Source organism: Coprococcus sp. AF51-11b1 (assembly GCF_027682785.1).
GTDB lineage: Bacteria > Bacillota > Clostridia > Lachnospirales > Lachnospiraceae > Allocoprococcus > Allocoprococcus comes.
The window spans coordinates 88,939-108,608 of the sequence record NZ_JAQCZB010000008.1 but is presented as its reverse complement, the minus strand read 5'-3'; the positions used below and the strand labels follow the sequence as shown (position 1 = coordinate 108,608).

Below are 19,670 nucleotides of genomic sequence, written 5' to 3'. Positions count from 1 at the left end.
TGTCACTCCCTTTCCGTGCCTGTCATCCGGTCTGTTTCCACCGAATAGATTTCTTCCGGCTGTTCTCCGGACAGGCGCTGCACCGTAAATGTTCCATGCAAAAGCTTTCCATCCGGCTCCACCCGGATCACGATCTCATACGAAGCCTCATCCTTACTGCATTCCTGCCAGTCTGCGTCATAGAAGATCTCCGTGTCCTCCGTCAGCGCATCCGCAAGAAAAAGCTCTGTATACCCGGAAACCTTCTCAAGCGCCGTATTCAGTTCCTGTGTCTCGCGGCTGATCGTGTGCGCCTTCACAAAAATCTGCACACACACCGCAGAAGCAAGGCAGAAAAATAAAATTGCAATCATCAGTTCCAGCAAAAACAGGCTGGAACGCTTTGCCGGTGTCCGTTCCATAAATCTTCTCCTATCTTGCAGCGCTCTTCACACTGACAAATGTATCTGTCTTTTTCCCGTCTTCATTTTCACAATACAGATGAAAAATCCCATCTGAAGTTTCCTTAGCCTCGAAGTCCTTTGTTGCCAGGATCTTCCGTCCATCGGATGCTTTTGCTTCCGTTCCATCCCGGATAAAAAGCTCTCTTAAGTATCCATCATACGCATACAGATATGTCACATAATCCTTCTCATCATAACGCTGCCGGATCACGAGAGCATTTTCCCCATCGAAAGTTCCGTCTGCTATCGCACCATTTTCATCATTCTGGTGCATTTTCTCCGTCACATAGGCAAGTGCCGTCCGTCCCGAATAGGAATCCGACGATGCCTTCACCTGCTGGCTGTAAAATCCCGATGCAAGAACCACAATGGCGACCGATGATGCCGCCAGCACGAAAAAGACTGCAAGAGGAAAAAGAAAATCAATCACATGCTTTTTTTCATTTCTACGCTTCATGACCATTTCCTCCTATCGTTCGATCACCGTAATGTCCGGAAGAATATTGGCACCGGCAATCTGATAATCAATAAAAAACTGCTTCTTGTCATACTGGATCCCACAGTTTTCCGTCAGATCATCAAGCGTCTCCGGATAGTGTCCTTCTAGCGCATAGTACTGCGTCACACCACGCCAGAGTGCATTTTCCAGACTTTCCTTCTGCCTGCGTCTTGTCGTGTCCGAAAGCCTTTCAAATCCACTGAAAAAAGCACTGCAGATACATACAAACAGCAGAAGGGACAGACAGAAATTCCGAAGTGGGCGCTGCCGTTTTCCGTGATAAAACCGTTCCCGTTCTTTTCTCCACATAGCATACGCCGTTACTGAAAACTTATAAAAAGTTACAAACTTCTATGTTTCATTCCTACTTCAACGAGTATGCTTTTGATGATATAAATATCTATCTACTCACAAGTTCTTGTACTCTCCATAGACGTAAATTCCGGACTAACGTATCCGTACATATTTGCATTAACGTTTCAGTGTCAGCTTGCAAATCGTTCTCCATAACCTTTAAGATTTATTGATGCCTGGAAATCTCTGTCAATTATATTCCCACACTCACATCTATATTCCCTGTCAGATAACTTCAAATCTTTTTTGATATTTCCACAACAGCTGCAAAGCTTTGATGATGGATAAAACCGATCAGCCACAATAAGCTGGATCCCTTTATCACTGCATTTGTATTCAAGCTGTTTTCTAAACCAAAAAAATCCTTGTTCCTGAACTGCTTTGGATAAATGTCTATTTTTCATCATTCCGCTGACATTCAGATCTTCAATACAGATAAATCTTGGTTTTCGATTTACGATCTCAGATATGGTCTGATTCAAATAGTTTTTACGGATGTTTGTTAATCTGTGATTTCGTTTTAATAAAAGTTTTTCCTTTTTGATTACATTATTGGTTTTGCAGTAACTTTCCCCTTTCTTATTCTTCTCGTAAGAACGAGAGATACTACGCTGTAATCTGCGTTTCTGTTTTTCTAGTTTCTTTACTTTCTGACTCTTATTAATGTTCTTATATTTAACAGCATCAGAGCAGACAGCCAAATCTTTGATTCCTAAGTCTATGCCAACTCCATCATCATTAAGTGTTTCCTTGCAATCAGGAAATTCCACACATACACTGATCCACCAGTTCAATCCGTCAAAGGATATTCTCGGATTCATATATTTAACATCTGTTGGAATACGTCCATGTTCTGCAAGTCTTACCCAATTCATTTTCTGCTTATTTGCTTTCCTGCTGGAAGAAAAGCCTTCAAACTTAACGTGGGTATTACTGAATTGTATCTTAACATTGTCCTGATAGAACTTCGGCATTGATCTCTTTTTAGACTTGAATCTTGGGAATTTTTGCAAACCCTTGAAAAAGTTCTTATACGCAGTACAGGCATCTTTGATTGCCTGTTTGGTTACATTATTTGAAATATTCAGCAACCATGCGTATTCATCAGAATGTCTGAGCTTTGTAAATTCTTTTCTGAGTTCTGAATCTGAAATGAATTTGCCACCTTTTTCATAATTTTCTTTTTCCCTGGCCAAAGCCCAGTTATAAGCAAATCTTGAAGCACCTGCGTACTGAAACATCTTAGTTTTCTGTACGTTGTTTGGTATCAGCATTACTTTTATGGCTTTTACCATCTGTTTCCTCCTGTATCAATTCCCGGATAAGTTTCTTAGCTATGTTCGCTCGTTTTCCTTGTAATTTGCAGCTGAATACTGTGATTATTTGAACCAGATCTTCAACAAGTTCCTGCTGTTCAGATTTTTCAGTATTATCAATAATCTCAATCTCACAATTATAAAGTGAAGCGATATATTCTATCAACTCAAAACCAAATCGCAATAGCCTGTCTTTATATAAAACAACAACCTTTTCAACTTGATTTTGAGAGATTCGTCTAATCAATTCCTGAAGTCCTTTTTTCTTATAATTAATCCCAGAACCGATATCGCTTATTATCTCAAACGGCTGTCCTTTTGCCAAAAGATATGTCTTAACATTATCAATCTGTCGTTCCAAATCATCTTTTTGTTTATGGCTGGAAACGCGACAATATCCAATTGTAATGCGATTTTTAGGCTTTACATTTATTACCTGGTTGAGTTGCTCATCAGAATAATATCTATAGCCACTTACTGTAGTATGATGCGGATGAAGTTTTCCATTTGCATCCCAATTTCGTAATGTCTGAGCAGATACGCCTATAATTTTTGAAAATTCGTGTATAGAATAATATTTACTCAAAGTATCAACTCCTTTCAATAATATTCTAGTCTAATATCTTATAAAACTCAATATCTACTTATATGATTTTATAATTTATCTTTAACTGTTAATGACCTCCTAAAGTCCTGACATAATTCCAAGAAGCGGAAGCATAACCGACAGAAGGATCGTTCCGACGATCACCGACAGGATGATCACCAGCGTCGGTTCCAGAACTGCGATCATAGAAGAAAGCTTTTCATCCACTTCCTCCTCACACTCATCGGCAATCCTTCCCATCATCTCATCCATCATTCCGGCTTTCCCGGCAATAGATGTCATCCGCGCATAAACACCTGTGAAGATTCCGGCTTTCACCAGTGCCTCTGCGATATCCGTTCCATTTTCCATATCCGCTTTGCATTCTGCTACTTTCTTCCGGAAATCATCATCCTCGATCAGGTTCTCTGAAAATTCCATTCCCTGTTCCGGCGTCAGTCCGCTTTTCAGTGCCAGTGACATTCCTCCGGCAAACCGGCATGCCGACAGCTTATCCTTCAGCTCCCTTGAAAATGCAAACCCGGATCCGATGTGATACAGTTTCTTTCTGCCGCTCTCTGTCTTTGTAAAATAAATACCCGCACAGACGATCACCGCCAAAAGTACCGCAAACACCACCGAATATCTGGAAAGAGCATTGCCTGCAAGCAGGATCCCTCTTGAAAATCCGGTCATTTCCTGACCAAACTGGCGGAACACCTGATCAAATACCGGCATAACCTTTGTCATCAAAATGATAATGATCACCAGCATCATCCCGATCATCAGAAGAGGGTAGGAGATGGCACTCCGGACACTTCTCCTGATCGCTTCCTCTCGGTCATAATGCTCCGCCAGAGATTCCATTACTTCATCTAAAGTTCCTGTCTCTTCTCCGATCTGCGTCATACGGATCAGATACTCCGGAAATACTTTCGTCTCTTCCAGCGCCTGATCCAGCCTGCCCATATCCATCACTGACTGATAAATCTCATCCAACAGCTCTTTTTCTGCCTTCGTCTGCGCATCCTCCCGGAGAAGATCAACTCCCTCCAGGGAAGAAATCCCAGACTTCAGGATCATTGCCATTTCACTGCAGAACGAAGCAATTTCCAGATTCGTAAGCTTCCCCTGCTGTGTCCGCTTTTCCATATATGCCATCCTCCTTTTCACATTCCTGCCACATTCTTCTTATCCGGCTTCCTTTTATCTAATAGGTATACTTTGTGACATAATTCTTTCCATTTCCCACATACTTCTTCACATCCGAAGCACTGTTGTTTGCAGCAAGTGTCGGATCCATGATCGACCAGTTCTTTCCGTCAAATTCAATGATGTTATCCACCCAGCCGATCTCATCAACATAACAGCTGATCCATGCATGATACACATCACCGGAATAGCCAACCTCCAGCTTCGTCGGAATCCGCTGCGACCGGAGCATTGCCGACATCAACGCCGCATAATCAAAACAGATTCCTTTCCCGGTATCCAGTGTCTCATCCGGATCCGGTGTGTACCCATACGGAACATTCTCCGCTTTCTTTTTATCATAGGAAATATTTTTAATTACAAAATTATAAATCTGCGTTATCACATCCAGATCAGAATAGCAGTCCTTTCCTGCAAGACTCTCACCCTTTTTTACACACTTGGAATCTGCCATGAAATTCACATAATAATTCGGATGCAGAAACGGGGCAAATTCATCTGTGATCTGTACGTCCAGATCCTGGGTAAAGCTTACCGCATACAGATTGTCCTCTACAGACACACTCTCCAGAAGTGTTACCTTATAAGAACCATTCCCGCCCGGAAGCGGATAAACCGCATAATCACCAACAACCGTAACCGGATAGGTATACTCTGTGCCATCCGGGGATGTCACCTGGAGCTTGACTTTTTCATTACTTCCATTATAACAGATCATCACATAGCCATCTGCCGTATGGGATGCATCCAGTACAACCAGGTCATTTCCATATGTCACTTCACCGGAAGCCTCCGTCTGAAGCACCTGCGCCGACGAATCTCTCGGATCCCCCTTTTTCCCGGACTGGCTTTTTTTTCCCCCCGATGCACATCCGCCAGGTATCAGTACACCTGTCAGAAATAGCAGAAAAAAGAAAAGAAAAATCCTCTGCCAACGTCTTTTTTGTTCATATAAACCGTTCTGCCGCACAGAATTCCTCCTTTCTTTTCCACAGTGAAACAGTCTCAAAAACTCAACTAGAAAAATTATAGCATAATCAAAACATTAAAAGAAGTTATTTGGTCTAATATGCTTTAATTTATTTGACAAAGAAATCAAAGACCATTACAATAGAAATCAGTTATAAACCATCACAATAGTAAAATTGGGGGTTAATTTATGAGTGATCATTTACCTGTCTTAAAGGTTCGTTTATTCGGAGGATTCTCAGCAAGCTACGGAGAGATTCCCGTATCATTCGGACGCAACACAACGACAAAAGCAATGAAATTGTTGCAGATATTACTCTACCATGGCGATACCGGTATTTCCAGAGATAAGCTTCTTGATGAACTGTACGGAAGAGAAGAACTTGCCGATGCTGCCAACAACCTTCGGGTAACCGCACACCGTCTTAAAAAGATCATCGTAGATGCCGGACTTCCGAGTCATGATTATATCAACATCAAAAAAGGTATTTATCGATGGGATGCTCCGATGCCGACCGAAGTTGATGCACATCAGTTTAAGGTTCTGTCAAAAGACGTGCAGACGTGTACCGATAAGGTAAAAAAGCTGGCACTTCTTAAGAAGATCTGTCTGATGTACCGTGGGGAATTTCTTCCGGAACTTTCGGGAGATGAATGGGTTCTTGTTGAAAGCGTCCAATATAAGAATATTTATTCCGAATCCCTTCAGGAGCTCTGTAAGCTTCTGATCGAACGCGGAGATTATGAAGAGACACTTCGTTTCTGTGAGCCGGCATGCCAGTTATATCCGTTCGATGAGTGGCAATCCGTCCGCATCGACTGCTATATGGCATTGAACCGCTATAAGGATGCTGTGCAGGAATATGAGAACACTGCCAAATTATTTTTCGAAGAGCTTGGAATCCGCCCTTCTGAACATATGATGCAGCAGTTCGAGCAGATGAGCAGCCGCCTTAACTACAAACCACAGGAACTCGGCGACATCAAGGAACGTCTGAAAGAGGACGATATACGCGGCGGTGCTTTTTACTGCAGCCTGCCAAGTTTCCGTGACAGTTACCGTCTCGTTTCCCGAATCATTGAGAGGAACGGACAGTCCGTATACTTAATGTTATGTAGCATCACCAACGGAAAAGGGATGCCGATGGACAAGCCGGACAAGCTTGAAGTTCTTTCAGGTGAGCTTCAGAATACGATCCAGCAGTGTCTGCGTAAAGGAGACTCCTTTACCAAATACAGCCCATCACAGTTTCTGATACTTCTCGTTGGTACGAACAAAGAGAACTGCAGCATGATTTTCGACAGAATCCAGAGATACTTCTCCAGAGAGCATAAAAGCTGGAAGCAGTACCTGGACTACTTCGTGTCCTCTGTAGCCGAAGTAGACCGGCAAGATTCACCGATTCAGTTCAATACTGAGAATAAAACCTGGTAAGCTGCAATCATGTTATCTTCGCAGCAGGGCAGAAATGGAGATAATTTATGGAACAGAGCTATCAAATCAGTTGGTATGCACCAAACTTTATTAACATGTGTATTGATAATATTAATGATGGAGAGCTGTCCGGTCGGATTTATCACTGCTACAGCAAAGAACCCTGGAAATTCACCAATATCCTTCAGCTGATCGAATTAGCTGATGATTTCTTCGACAGACTCGAATTTCCACAGGCATCCACCAGCGCACGTTCTTTCACTTCAACCCAGTTTTCAGGTGTTGACCGGCTTGATAAAGTACGGTCACCGGAAGATTTCATCGAGAATCGTGGACAAAAAGGGACTTTCTTTCTCAATGTCAGATACCGCCAGAATTCATCCTGGCAGGGCATCGTCCGCTGGATTGAAGGTAACTCTACACAACAGTTTGTAAGCGTACTTGAACTGCTTAAAATTCTCAGCAATGCATTCGTTTAAAGGAATGGCATTGTGAGAGATATCATTACATGAATGAATAAGAATTATACAGGCATTGTCTGATCACGGAATGTGATCGGACGGTGCCTTTTAATTATCTTATAATTTTATTCTTTCTTAATTGCTTTTCACAAAAAACTCCAGTACCATTTGAATAGGCGTATGTAGAAAATCGAATCATATATGATATATGAATTCTTTGATTGTAGAAAAAATTATATATCTACATGAAACATGAGATATGGCGAATTTACTTATGAACTGTTTTCTATTATAATGGAGGTAAGCAATGAGAAAACAAAAGAAGAAATCTCGCCATAGCAAACAAACCCACAACCGGCAGTATAAGGACCGGTTATGGAGAATGATCTTTAGTATGTTGCAGATAATAATCTGATGATCTACCATGAAAAAAGAGTCCGGCTTCCAAAACCGAAATATATTGTCTTTTACAATGGTACAAAAAATCAGCCAGATTCCATGGAGTTAAGGCTTTCAGACTGCTTTGAAAATACAGATAACGAATCACCTTGCCTGGAATGCACCGCAACCATGTTGAACATCAACTATGGTCACAATCAGGAACTGATGAAGCACTGCAGAAGGCTTGAAGAATATTCCATATTCGTCCAATGTGTCAGGGACTATATACAGTCGGAACCTTCTGTAGAAGATGCATTAGAAAAAGCAATTGATACCTGTATTCACCAGGATGTGTTGGCAGATTTTCTCAAGAAACATCGAGCGGAGGTGACGAATATGATTCTGACGACATATGATAAAGACTTATATGAGAAAACCTTGAAGGAAGATGCCAGAGAGGAAGGTAGAGAAGAAGGGCTTATGGAAGGACGCGCTAGAGGCAGAGAAGAAGGCAGAGTGGAAGGCAGAGAAGAAGGTATGGAATATCTAAATCAGCTAAACAAATATCTCTTAAAATCCAAGCGCTACAATGACCTCGAACGTGCTACCGAAGATATCGAATATCAAAAGAAACTATTAAAAGAATTTGGCATTGAATCGAATGATACTAAGTAAATTATCTACGTTATGCCAAACGGAGGTAACAAATATGATCTTAACGACATATGATAAAGACTTATATGAGAAAACCTTGAAGGAAGATGCCAGAGAAGAAGGTCGCGCTGAAATCAGAGCAGAATTAAATGAATTCAAACTACTAAACAAATGTCTTCTGAAAGCCAAACGCTACAGCGACCTCGAACGTGCTACCGAAGATATCGAATATCAAAAGAAACTATTAAAAGAATTTGGTATTGAATCGAATGATACTAAGTAAATTATCTACGTTATGCCAAACGGAGGTAACAAATATGATCTTAACGACATACGATAAAGACTTGTATGAAAAGACTTTGAAAGAAGACGCAAGAGAAGAAGGCAGAGAAGAAATCAGAGCAGAATTAAACCAATTAACCATATGTCTTCTAAATACCAAACGCTACAACGATCTGGAACGTGCCGCAGAAGACATCGAATACCAAAAGAAACTATTAAAAGAATTAGGCATTGAATAAAAACTAAATAACCCTTACCCCCATCCCGTGACTGATCACCGTCTAAGATGCAGTGCATCTCCCCAATATCAGTCACGGGATCTTTTTGTCCGGAAAATCCCTCTCCCTCACCGCTATAACCAGATTGCTCCTTTTCTATGCGCCCCCCGCAATCTATACTTTTTGCACTTCCATCACATTATTCCCCACTTTTACTTCTATTCTAATATCCCAATACATATAGTAGAGTCAGACACAAATATTACGCACTCCTACAAATCATGATGTTGGGGTAAAAGGTATTTTGACCCCTTTGATACCAGATTACTACGTGCTTTGCACTCTCGCAATCCTCAAAAGCATTCGTAATCCGCTCATTTTTCTTTGAAAAATGGCTACTTACTCATGTTTTTGGCGGGTCAAGAGGTCAAAAATCCTCTTGCAAGCAAGCTTGCATCGGCTTTCTGACCTTTTGCCCCTGGTATCAAATCATTATATTATTACAAAAACATTACTATTTCTTGTTATAGCTTAAAAAAGTTAATATTTTTTGTTATTGGTAATGATTCACGTAATGCTTTGTCAGATACAATACCTATATAAGATAAAAAAGTCTAAATAATTAGGAAGGGCAGATGAAAACTGACATGAATAAAAAGCAAAAAAATACAAGAACTTTTTTAATAAAAATCATGGATCAGCAGAACGGTACCTGGCAGGGCAGCGTTACTTGGGTGGAAGAGCAGCGAGAGCAGCATTTCCGCAGTGCCCTTGAATTATTGAAGCTGATAGACGGAGCACTTGATAACAATTATGAAGTCAGAATTGAGGAATAGAAGGAGGACGCCATGAAAAGTAATACAAAGAAACGATTAATAGCATTCATGCTTTGCATGGTACTTGTGCTTAGCAGTGCGATATCAGCATTTGCTGATGAAGGAACCGTTCATCGTGTTCCAACAGATACAGTGGAGTTATCCAGTGAAATCATGAAAGATGGTGTCTCACAGGGTACTTTATTTGCTACCATACCGGGAGAAGCATTCCAGTCAACGGAAGAAAATGCAACTCTACAAATGAATCTACAATCGGAAACAGAAGAGTCGACCGTAATCGAAAATATTCAGAATGAACTGGAAGCTCGTGGAATCACTGAATATACGATTCATCAGACGATAATGGGAGATGTATCATTTTCTGTCAGTCCTGAAGCAAATGCACAGATTCCTGAAAAACCGATTCATTTCCGTTTTGAAAACACAGCATTAGATACAACCCATGCAATGGGATTTGTATATGATTCTTCTAATAATACAACTACATTATATGAACTGAATGAAAATACACTTCAGTTTGAAGAAGATGTAGAGATGAAAACAGAGTCAATCGTAGTTGGATGTTTTGATGTAATTGAAAAGGCAACTAACAAAACTACAGAAGATGTTACTGAACCAGAAAATCCAAAAGCAGAAAAAAATGAATCTACCCCACAGGAAAACAATAATGTTCAGGTTGCTGATACACAAAGAACAGTAAGTATTACAGAAAACTATGGAAAGCTGACAGCTAATTACAGTGATACAACGGCAGATGTTGGATATGTTTGGTATCGAAGCATAAATGGTGCAGCTGAGGAACAGCAGATTCCAACACAGTATTCCAGTACGACAGGTACAAACCTCGGAAAAGATATTAGCACTGATGGAAAAGATCTCTACATTGCATTGAATGGTGGAGCGCTCAAATATAATGGGAATAACTTAGTAACCTATAAAGTAAAAGCGTATGCTAAAAATGATTTAAATGAGTACGGCTTGCCAAGGGACGGAGTAACAGCACTTGCAACAAGTTCTGTATATAATGTGACCGGATACTATGAAGTACAGAATGGAAGTTTTGAGACACCAATTGTTACGGATTATCATCAGAATACAAATAACTGGCAGTTCTCAAATGAAAATTATAAAAGATTAGACGGTGTTTGGCAGACAACAGGTACAGCTCCAGGTACCAAATGGTCTGATTCGGAAGGCGCGGATATCGAAATTGTTACAACGACATCAGGAATATCATTAAAACGTCAGGATGAAAGAGATCAGAGATATAATTGGCATGGAGCTGAAACAGCAGCAGATGGAAATCAGTTTGCAGAACTTAACTGTGCAGCCGCCGGAGCATTATATCAGGATGTCCTTACGACACCTGGAGAAGTTTTAAATTATCAGGTGGCACATAGAGCACGAGGATCGAACGGAAATGATAACTCTGAGGTAGAATATGATACAATGTATGTTGTTGCAATGTCCAGTGACCTGGCTAAAAGTATTACGACTCAGGATCAGGTGTTAGACGTTGTCAATAATAAGGAAAAGTATCCGGGAGCAATGGTTGCTACCTATAGAGACGGAGATCTTTCTTGGACAACTCATCAGGGAACTTATACTGTAGCAAGTAATCAGTATTCTACACGTTTCTTCTTCGTTGCAGGTAGTACAGCATCCAATAATGCTACAGTCGGAAACTTTATTGATAATGTAAGATTTACACGAGACAGATTGACACCTGTAGCAGGTACAGCAAATGTTACTGTAACCAAAACCATTACCGGTTTGAGTGCTGCAGATGCAGAGACATTGGCTAAGAATCTTTCATTTAAAGTAGGAAATGTAAGCACCTTATCATATAATGATATGACCTGGACATATGAAAATGGTGTTTACAGAGGAAGTACGATTGTAAATATTCCACAGGATAAATGTGGTGACATCAATATCGAAGAAACAGGTACATTAGATGTATCGGGATATACTAGAAATACATCTATATTCGTAGACAGTACGGTAGCCGGAAGCGGAATTACTTCTACAAATATGAACATTGCAGTTGGAAATTCCAGGAGTGTAGAATTTAAAAATAACTATTCTCAGAATGGCGGTTCTGGTGAAACTGTTGAAAGCAAGATGTTTCATGAAAAGTACATCAAACGTAATACCGGTGGTACATATGATATTACACTGAATGCTTCCGGAACAATTGGTTCCGATGTAAAGAAAGCTTTTGTTGATATTGTATTAGTGGTTGATACTTCTGGTAGTATGGAAGGAAGTAATTTAACAAATACAAAGAAGGCAATTAACGCCTTAGTAGATGTTTTTGATGCAAAAAAGGAAACAGTAGATACAAACTACAAATTAGTCACCTTTAGTTCATCAGCTAAAACAAAAACAGATGATTGGGTTAATGGAACTAGCCTGAAGAAAGCAGTAAAAAATTTGTCCGCAGATGGCGGAACAAATTATGACCAGGGATTATCCCAAGCTGCCACCGCAATAAATAGCAGTAATAGAGAAAATGCAAAGAAAATTGTCATTTTCCTGACAGATGGAAAACCGACTTACTATGGAACAAACAAATCTGGATATGGAGATCAGACAAGCAAAAAAACGCTTGAGGCAGCAGTAACATCTGCTGGTAAGATTAGCTGCGAGAGGTTTTATGCAGTTGGAATTGGACTTCCAAGCTCTGTTAATGTTTATACACATGATAATATTAAAGAATGGGATCATGATTATCGTGATAATAAATATCCATGGAACTGGCATCAAGGAACTTGTCCAGATGGTGGAACTTATTCTAATGGATACGATATTTCTGAACAAATCAGTGGATTAAGTATTTTAGAGAGACTATCTGGAGCAGTTACAGCAAGTACCAAAAGAGCGATTAATTATTCAGATCCTTCCGATCTTACAGGAGAATTTACAAGTATTGCAGGTGACATCTTAACGTTGGCATGCTCAAATGTTACAATTACTGATACATTAAGCCAGTATGTTGATACAACAGCTAATACAAAAATCAAAGTAAATATCGCACGGAAAACCGCAAATGGTTACACAAATGTGTCAGGCAAGGGACGTGAATTTACATTAACAGATGGTTCTTTAGCTGCCAGTGATGTTTACGAAGGTACTACTAAAATTGCAACGGTAAGTTATGATAAAGATAGTAAAACTGCAACACTAAAATTTGAAAATGATTATACTTTCAAAAAAGATTACTATTATTATCTGTCCATTACAAATGTTGTGCCAAACCAGACTGCATTTGATGAATATCAAAAGAGAGCTTATCCTAATAAAGGTGATAAATACACAGATGCATCTTCAGATGGTTATTCTGCAGTTGAAACTGGAACATCATCAGAAAAGGCAGGTTTCTATTCAAACAGCGAAGCAACGATTTCCTATAAGTGGAAAGACAGCAATGTTACAGAAAATTATAGAAAACCAGTTGTTCAAGTTGAACAGATTGCGGTCAAAAAAAATTGGGTGGGAATCAGTGATCCAAAGAATACCGTTTTAGTACAGTTAGTTGATAAAACTGGAAATCCAGTTTCCGGACGCACTCTTGAATTGTTACCTAGAAATAATCACATGGGTTCATTCACTGTAGAAGAGGCAGACAATTATGGCGGTGTTCGTGAGCTGAAGCTGGATGACACAAACGGGACAATTAATTATAATGGTCATAAGTATAGTATGATTAACGCAGATGGAACAACAACTATCAGTGGAACGACATACACAGTAACTTATAGTGGATCCGGTAATCAGTATACTATTACAAATACCAAGAGTGCTCAGAAAATTAAAATTCTGAAAACAAGACATGCAGAAGGTACACCGGATATTTATCTGGAAGGTGCAGAATTTACTCTGGTAGACAGTAATGAAAATGTAGTAAAGATTGGCACAAATACAAATGGAACTTACATTTCAGATGAAAATGGTCTGGTCTTGGAAGGTGATATTGCTTATGGTACTTATACACTGACTGAGGCGAAAGCACCATCAGGTTATACCAAGCTGGCAAATCCTATCACTGTAACAGTAAATGATAAAGGTATTACCGTTTCAGATAATACAAATGTAAAAGTTGAAACAACAAATAATACATACGTCATTACAGTGGCAAATGATTTGCTTTATGAACTGCCTCACACCGGAGGCACCGGAATTTACTTGTATATGATTGGCGGTATCTTACTTATGTTCGCAGCCGCATGGATCTTATATAAAAACAAATGCAAGGAGGTGCTGAAAAAATAATTGTAAGGATTAATTTTTCAGTGGCTTCTTGCCACACAAAAACGTTATTATCCCATATGAGGGGACAATAAAAAATGGGCAAAGCCCTTAAAAGAAAAGGAGACAACAATATGAAGAAGATGAGAAAAATCTTTGCAGTGTTATTAACACTGGCTATGGTACTCGGAATGAGTATGACATCGTTTGCAGCTGGCGAATCAGATCAAGAAGCACCTGCTACACCAGCAACAAAAGGATCTATTACCGTGCAGGGATTAGTACCGAATGAAAAAACAACATTAAGTATTTATAAAGTTGTAGGATGGGATGCTGCTAAAAGTGAGTGGAAACTTGAAGAAGGTATAACAAATAAGGAAGTAACTGATCTTAAGAAAAACCCGATAACTATTGATTGGGCTGAGATTGCAAAAAACCGTGACTCTCTTACACCAATAAAGACAAAGGAGAATGTTGATACTACAAGCGTAACATTTGATAACCTTGATATTGGCGCATATTATGTTTATGCACAGTCTAGTAAAACAACATACAATCCAATGGGCGAAGCTGTTTACGAGTACGGCACTGATGGATTAATGAAACCAGCAGATAAAACAATCGATGCTAAAGGTTCTACATATACACTTACAAAAACTTTCACAGATGCAAATGGAGAAACAACATACAAGGTAGTAGAACGTGGACAGGAAATTTCATTTACTATTACAGCTGTATTCCCAAGTTATGATAAAGATACAGAAGATAGAACATTCCAGATTACTGACGAACCTACAGGTATGAAAGTGACTGACGTAAAAGTAAAAGTTAATGGAAGCGAATTAAGTAAAGGCACTGATTATACATTAGTAAATGTTGTAACCGAGACTGGTGCTGATGGTAGTGCATCAACACTCCCAACTACAGATAAAGTGCGTGTAAGATTTACAGAAAACTTTATTGGAATTAAAGGAACAAACACTCATGCTGGTCAGACTGTAACAGTAGAAGTAACAGCACAGATTACAGATGCAGATAGATTTTCAAACACAGCATCCAGTGATAAAGGAAGCAATACACCAAACGTAAATGGTAAATTAGGTTCTATCACAATCAACAAATATGATGAAAACTATGTTGAAGGAGCTACAAGTAATAAGCTTTTAGCAGGTGCAGAATTCAGTATTACTCCTAAAAACAGTACAACTGCAATCAAGTTCGTAAAGGTTGAAGAAAAAGGTGGCGTTTCTATTTACCAAAAAGCAACTGCTGAAGAAATTGCTGATACTAACATTACTAAAGTAACAAATATTGTTGCTAAAGATGGTGTAGTAGTAGCTAAAGGTCTTGATAATGGCGAATACAAAATCGTCGAAACAAAAGCTCCTGCAGGATATTCAGTAGTACCTGTTGATAATGTAACAATTGAAAACGGAGATAATCCAGTAGCTACAGCAAATGTTTCAGATACAAAATTACATTCCCTTCCACATACAGGTGGTATCGGTACTACAATCTTCACAATCGCTGGATGCGTTATCATGATCGCAGCAGCTGGTCTGTTCTTCGCAAGCCGCAAGAAATCAGACAACAAATAATTGCAATAATTATTTATAATCAGATATTGAATCCGGGGCAGGTCGCCCCGGATTCCTAAAAAATAATACAACAGCAAGGAGAGTTCGGATGAAACGCAAAGCAAACAAACTTATTATTGGCATCATATTTTTAGCCGGGTTGTCCTTACTGCTGTATCCATTCGTTGCAAACCAGTGGAATAACTACAGGCAGAAGCAACTGATCAGCAGTTATGAACAGACTGTATCCGAAAAGGATGCAGCACATGAGATTGATTATGACGCAGAACTGCAGAAAGCAGAAGCTTACAACGAAGCCTTACTTCCAAGTATCCTTCCTGACTCATTTGCAGTAGCCTCAGCCAGTGACAAAGAAGACCAGTCCTACATGGATGCTCTGAATATTGCCGGTGATGAGATGATGGGAATCGTGGAAATCCCGAAGATTGACATCAAACTTCCGATCTACCACACCACCGAGGAAGATGTTCTCAAACAGGCAGCCGGACATCTGGAAGGAAGCTCTCTTCCAATCGGCGGTAAAAGTACACACGCCGTTATCTCCGCACACCGTGGACTTCCGAGTGCGTCTCTTTTTACCGATCTGGATCAGCTGGAAGAAGGCGATCATTTTCTGATCCATGTATTAAACGAAACATTATGTTATGAAGTCGACAAGATTTCCGTAGTAAAACCGGAAGAAACTTCCTCTCTTGCAGTAGAAGAAGGAAAAGATCTTGTAACACTTCTTACCTGTACTCCATACGGAGTCAATACCGAGCGGCTTCTGGTCCGTGGTCACAGAGTACCTTATGTGGAACAGAAAGTTGCCGATGAGAAGACACCTCTCAGCGGAATTAGTCTTCATACAAATTATCTTTTATGGGTAATTATTGGTCTTGTAATTACCACAATCTTCATCCTTGTGTTATACTTAAAGGAGAAGAAGCTTCAAAAGAAGAAAAATGAGACCTCTTAAAAAGAGAATAAGAACGAGAAAGGGAATATGCCTATGAAAAGAAAAATCTCAACCTTCCTTTTCGGTCTGTTATTCTTGATAGGATTTGGGATTCTGATCTACCCGACGGTATCCAACCAGTGGAACACCTACAGACAGAATCAGCTGATCAGCAGCTATGACAATACAATACAGGACATGGAATCAGAGGACTTCACATCCGAGTGGGAGAAAGCAAAAGCTTTCAATGATACCATTCAGCAGAACAACCTCTACGGAGATGTATTTGGTGAAGATGAAAATGACATCAAAGACACCGAATACTGGAAGATCCTGAACGTTGCAGATGACGGAGTAATGGGATACCTTTCCATTCCGAAGATCAACATCAAGCTTGCCATTTACCATGGTACCGGTGACAAGGATCTGCAGACCGGTGTCGGACATCTGAACGGCACAAAGCTTCCGATCGGAGGGGAGAGTACCCACAGTGTTCTCGCAGCACACCGTGGACTTCCAAGCGCAAAGCTTTTTACCGATATCGATCAGCTCGAAGTTGGCGATAAATTTTACATCCATGTACTGGACGAAGTCCTTGCCTACAAGGTAGACCAGATTCTTCCGATGGTAGACAAAGACGATCATGAAACACTGGAGAAAGCACTCCAGATTGAAGAAGGAAAAGACCAGGTAACTTTATTTACCTGTACACCATATGGAGTCAACTCCCATCGTCTTCTCGTAAGAGGAACCAGAGTTCCATATAACGGCGAAGAGGATGCTACCGAATCAGTTACAGATTCTATGGTAAAAGCCATTCAGAATTATTATATGCTTTATTTAATTTTAGGACTTTCAATCACGATTCTTGTGATCATTCTCTTGCGATTCCTTTCCAAGAGAAAAGCTCACAAAGAATAACCAAGATTTTTAAGGAGGACATGAGGCGATGATGAATAAACGATTAAAACAAGGAACAACGTTTTTGTTAGCTCTCGCTCTTGCATTTCCGCTTCTCACTCTGCCTGGTGCCAGAGCTGCGAATGCGATCGATACGGACCAGAAGTGTTCGGTTGCATTCAGTGTAAGCGGGGAAGGCAACGAACTGACAGCTGATGGCACTAACATTCCAGTGAATCTTTATAAGGTGGCAGATGTAGACGTATCCGGTAACTATACCGCAACCGGAGCTTTCACCGAACTGGATGTATCTTCGGTAAGGGCTGATAATAACGATGCAGCAAGCAAATGGGCTGCACGTGCCAAAGAGGCACAGAAGCTGCTGAAAGATTCCGTAAAACCAACCACTACAGTTACTTTAGCAGCTGGAACCGGAAGTCTGGCTGATCTTGCTACAGGACTTTACCTTGTAGATACACCGGAAGTAGTTACCACGAATTATACCTATACCTTTACCCCTTACCTGGTATCACTTCCGACCAACAATTATTACAGCAATGGTAACGATACCTGGATCTACGATCTGACAGATACCAACGCAATTGGTCTGAAACCGGAAGAACATGCAAGATATGGTGATCTGAAGATCTATAAAACACTTGCAAATCATAATGCAACAACCGGTAAGAAAACAACCTTCGTATTCCAGATTGATATTACACCACGTAAGAGCGATAAAACAGAAACCCGCATCGAGTCCCTTGACTTTAAAGCCGCAGGTGAATCTTCCGTAACAATTACAAAGATCCCTGCAGGAGCTGCGGTAAAAGTTACAGAAGTGTACAGCGGTGCAAGCTACAAACTTACCTCAGCAAATGATCAAACGACAACGATTGTAGCAACTGATAGAGGTACAACTAACACTCCTGCATCCGTTTCATTTACAAATGATATCAATAACAATATGAATGGCGGCTACGGTGTAAAAAATAATTTCAAACTGGACGAATATGATCAGTATCAGTACACCGAACCAGCAAAGAACTAGGAAGGGGGAGTCGGAATGAGAAAGTTACATAAGAAACCACTTATCATGGCAGCGGCAACACTTGCTCTTACCGGAACCCTGGCAGTTGGAAGTGCAATGGCATACTTTACAACTTATACGACAGCCGGTGGCGGTGTGAAGATGAATATGGGATTTACCGAAACTGTCCCAGTGGAAAAAGTAGGCGAAAAAGTAAAACATGTCACCATTAAAAATAACGGTGATTATGATTGCTTCGTAAGAGTAACAGCATTTGCCCCAATGGAACTTACCTATACTGCTGATCCGGATAAATGGGAAGCCAAAAATGATGGTTATTGGCACTATAAAGAAGTTCTTCCGGCAAAAGAGTTAACCTCAACGGAACTCAATATCTCTTACAAATTCCCGGAAGGGAAGGATAAACCGGAAGAATTCAATATCGTAGTTATCCAGGAATGCACACCGGTTCTTTACGATGAAAATGGAAACCCATATGCAGACTGGAATCATGTAATCACAACTGAGACAACAGAAGACAGTAAAACCACAGAATAGGAGGGAACGAATATGAAAAAGAAATCATTTCCAAAAAAATCGGCCCTGCTTCTGACAGCATCAGCGCTCCTGTTGATTGGCAGTACTGTCGGCAGTACACGTGCCGCACTCACCTACTACAGTGAGAATTATTCCGCACAGATCGAGATGCAGAATATCGGCGTATCTCTTTTAGAGAATGGCGATGTCGTCAGCAGCCAGGATTTTACATCTAAGAACCAGCAAGAAGTAACAAACGGGGAACTCCTGACAGGCCTTCTCGGAGAAAAGGAGAAATTCGCACCCGGAAAGAAATACAAAGAAGAGCTCAGTGTTCAGAACAGCGGTAACATCGACACCTTCGTGCGTGTGATCCTTACCAAGAGCTGGCAGGACAAAGAGGGCAATAAGAACACCACTCTTTCACCAGATCTGATCGAACTGAATTTCCTTACCGCTAACGGCTGGGTAGTTGCAGATCAGCAGACCACCGACGAAAGAACCGTTCTTTATTACACAAAGGCAGTAAAAGCCGGAGATACCACACCAGCATTATCTGACACACTCCGCATTGATCCGAAGATTGCAACAGAGGTAGAGAAAACAGTAAAGGACAAAACCATCACTTATACTTACAAGTACAATGGTTACACCTTCCACATTGACGCAGAGGTGGATGCAGTTCAGACACACAACGCAAAGGACGCGATCAAGAGTGCCTGGGGCGTGGACGTAAATGTATCAGACGACGAAACAACAATGAGCTTACAGTAG

20 protein-coding genes are annotated in these 19,670 nt (G+C 40.4%); 13 read left to right on the top strand and 7 right to left on the bottom strand.

Annotated elements, in window-relative coordinates; all coding sequences use genetic code 11:
* Positions 1-2: 2 nt before the first annotated feature.
* The 7 genes from PGY05_RS09320 to PGY05_RS09290 all read right to left on the bottom strand — a co-directional run bounded on the left by PGY05_RS09320 (position 3) and on the right by PGY05_RS09290 (position 5,380).
* Positions 3-401, bottom strand: coding sequence for a hypothetical protein (locus PGY05_RS09320; RefSeq protein ID WP_195370607.1), 399 nt, complete (start codon positions 399-401; stop codon positions 3-5).
* Positions 402-411: 10 nt separating this feature from the next.
* Positions 412-900, bottom strand: a complete 489-nt coding sequence (locus PGY05_RS09315) for a DUF4860 domain-containing protein (protein WP_195370609.1) — start codon at positions 898-900, stop codon at positions 412-414.
* Between the two features lie 12 nt (positions 901-912).
* On the bottom strand, positions 913-1,251 hold the full coding sequence (locus tag PGY05_RS09310; protein ID WP_055248727.1) for a hypothetical protein: 339 nt from the start codon (positions 1,249-1,251) through the stop codon (positions 913-915).
* Positions 1,252-1,427: 176 nt separating this feature from the next.
* A complete protein-coding gene (locus tag PGY05_RS09305; protein ID WP_055297353.1) occupies positions 1,428-2,591 on the bottom strand; it encodes an RNA-guided endonuclease InsQ/TnpB family protein in 1,164 nt (387 codons plus the stop codon).
* The gene (locus PGY05_RS09300; RefSeq protein WP_270223483.1) at positions 2,539-3,198 is read right to left on the bottom strand and encodes an IS607 family transposase; all 660 of its coding nucleotides are present in this window, start codon (positions 3,196-3,198) and stop codon (positions 2,539-2,541) included. The genes PGY05_RS09305 and PGY05_RS09300 overlap by 53 nt, the downstream gene beginning before the upstream one ends.
* A 99-nt stretch (positions 3,199-3,297) precedes the next feature.
* Entirely contained in the window at positions 3,298-4,350 is a 1,053-nt protein-coding gene (locus PGY05_RS09295; protein ID WP_270475743.1) for a type II secretion system F family protein, read from the bottom strand.
* Between the two features lie 58 nt (positions 4,351-4,408).
* A complete protein-coding gene (locus PGY05_RS09290) occupies positions 4,409-5,380 on the bottom strand; it encodes a transglutaminase-like domain-containing protein (protein WP_270475742.1) in 972 nt (323 codons plus the stop codon).
* Between the two features lie 189 nt (positions 5,381-5,569).
* Between PGY05_RS09290 and PGY05_RS09285 the strand changes: the two genes are divergently transcribed.
* The 13 genes from PGY05_RS09285 to PGY05_RS09225 all read left to right on the top strand — a co-directional run bounded on the left by PGY05_RS09285 (position 5,570) and on the right by PGY05_RS09225 (position 19,670).
* The gene (locus PGY05_RS09285) at positions 5,570-6,814 is read left to right on the top strand and encodes a BTAD domain-containing putative transcriptional regulator (RefSeq protein WP_270475741.1); all 1,245 of its coding nucleotides are present in this window, start codon (positions 5,570-5,572) and stop codon (positions 6,812-6,814) included.
* A gap of 47 nt (positions 6,815-6,861) precedes the next feature.
* Positions 6,862-7,293, top strand: coding sequence for a hypothetical protein (locus tag PGY05_RS09280; RefSeq protein WP_270475740.1), 432 nt, complete (start codon positions 6,862-6,864; stop codon positions 7,291-7,293).
* Positions 7,294-7,689: 396 nt separating this feature from the next.
* Positions 7,690-8,331: a hypothetical protein gene (locus tag PGY05_RS09275; protein WP_270475739.1), complete on the top strand. Its 642-nt coding sequence runs from the start codon at positions 7,690-7,692 to the stop codon at positions 8,329-8,331.
* Between the two features lie 34 nt (positions 8,332-8,365).
* Positions 8,366-8,593 (top strand): hypothetical protein, encoded by a 228-nt coding sequence (locus PGY05_RS09270; protein ID WP_195479752.1) that lies wholly within the window; start codon positions 8,366-8,368, stop codon positions 8,591-8,593.
* Positions 8,594-8,627: 34 nt separating this feature from the next.
* Complete coding sequence (locus PGY05_RS09265; protein WP_270475738.1) at positions 8,628-8,831, top strand: hypothetical protein; 204 nt, start codon at positions 8,628-8,630, stop codon at positions 8,829-8,831.
* A 626-nt stretch (positions 8,832-9,457) separates the two neighbouring features.
* Entirely contained in the window at positions 9,458-9,646 is a 189-nt protein-coding gene (locus tag PGY05_RS09260) for a hypothetical protein (RefSeq protein WP_044998872.1), read from the top strand.
* Positions 9,647-9,658: 12 nt separating this feature from the next.
* Positions 9,659-13,921 carry a DUF7604 domain-containing protein gene (locus tag PGY05_RS09255; RefSeq protein WP_270475737.1) on the top strand — a complete coding sequence of 1,421 codons (4,263 nt, stop codon included), beginning with the start codon at positions 9,659-9,661 and terminating at the stop codon, positions 13,919-13,921.
* 110 nt (positions 13,922-14,031) lie between these two features.
* A complete protein-coding gene (locus tag PGY05_RS09250) occupies positions 14,032-15,495 on the top strand; it encodes a SpaH/EbpB family LPXTG-anchored major pilin (protein ID WP_270475736.1) in 1,464 nt (487 codons plus the stop codon).
* Between the two features lie 88 nt (positions 15,496-15,583).
* A complete protein-coding gene (locus PGY05_RS09245) occupies positions 15,584-16,453 on the top strand; it encodes a class C sortase (protein WP_270475735.1) in 870 nt (289 codons plus the stop codon).
* Between the two features lie 33 nt (positions 16,454-16,486).
* Positions 16,487-17,353, top strand: coding sequence for a class C sortase (locus tag PGY05_RS09240; protein WP_118199507.1), 867 nt, complete (start codon positions 16,487-16,489; stop codon positions 17,351-17,353).
* 28 nt (positions 17,354-17,381) lie between these two features.
* Positions 17,382-18,380, top strand: coding sequence for a DUF5979 domain-containing protein (locus PGY05_RS09235; protein ID WP_270475734.1), 999 nt, complete (start codon positions 17,382-17,384; stop codon positions 18,378-18,380).
* A gap of 15 nt (positions 18,381-18,395) precedes the next feature.
* Entirely contained in the window at positions 18,396-18,917 is a 522-nt protein-coding gene (locus PGY05_RS09230) for a hypothetical protein (RefSeq protein ID WP_227120890.1), read from the top strand.
* Between the two features lie 12 nt (positions 18,918-18,929).
* A complete protein-coding gene (locus tag PGY05_RS09225; protein WP_270475733.1) occupies positions 18,930-19,670 on the top strand; it encodes a hypothetical protein in 741 nt (246 codons plus the stop codon).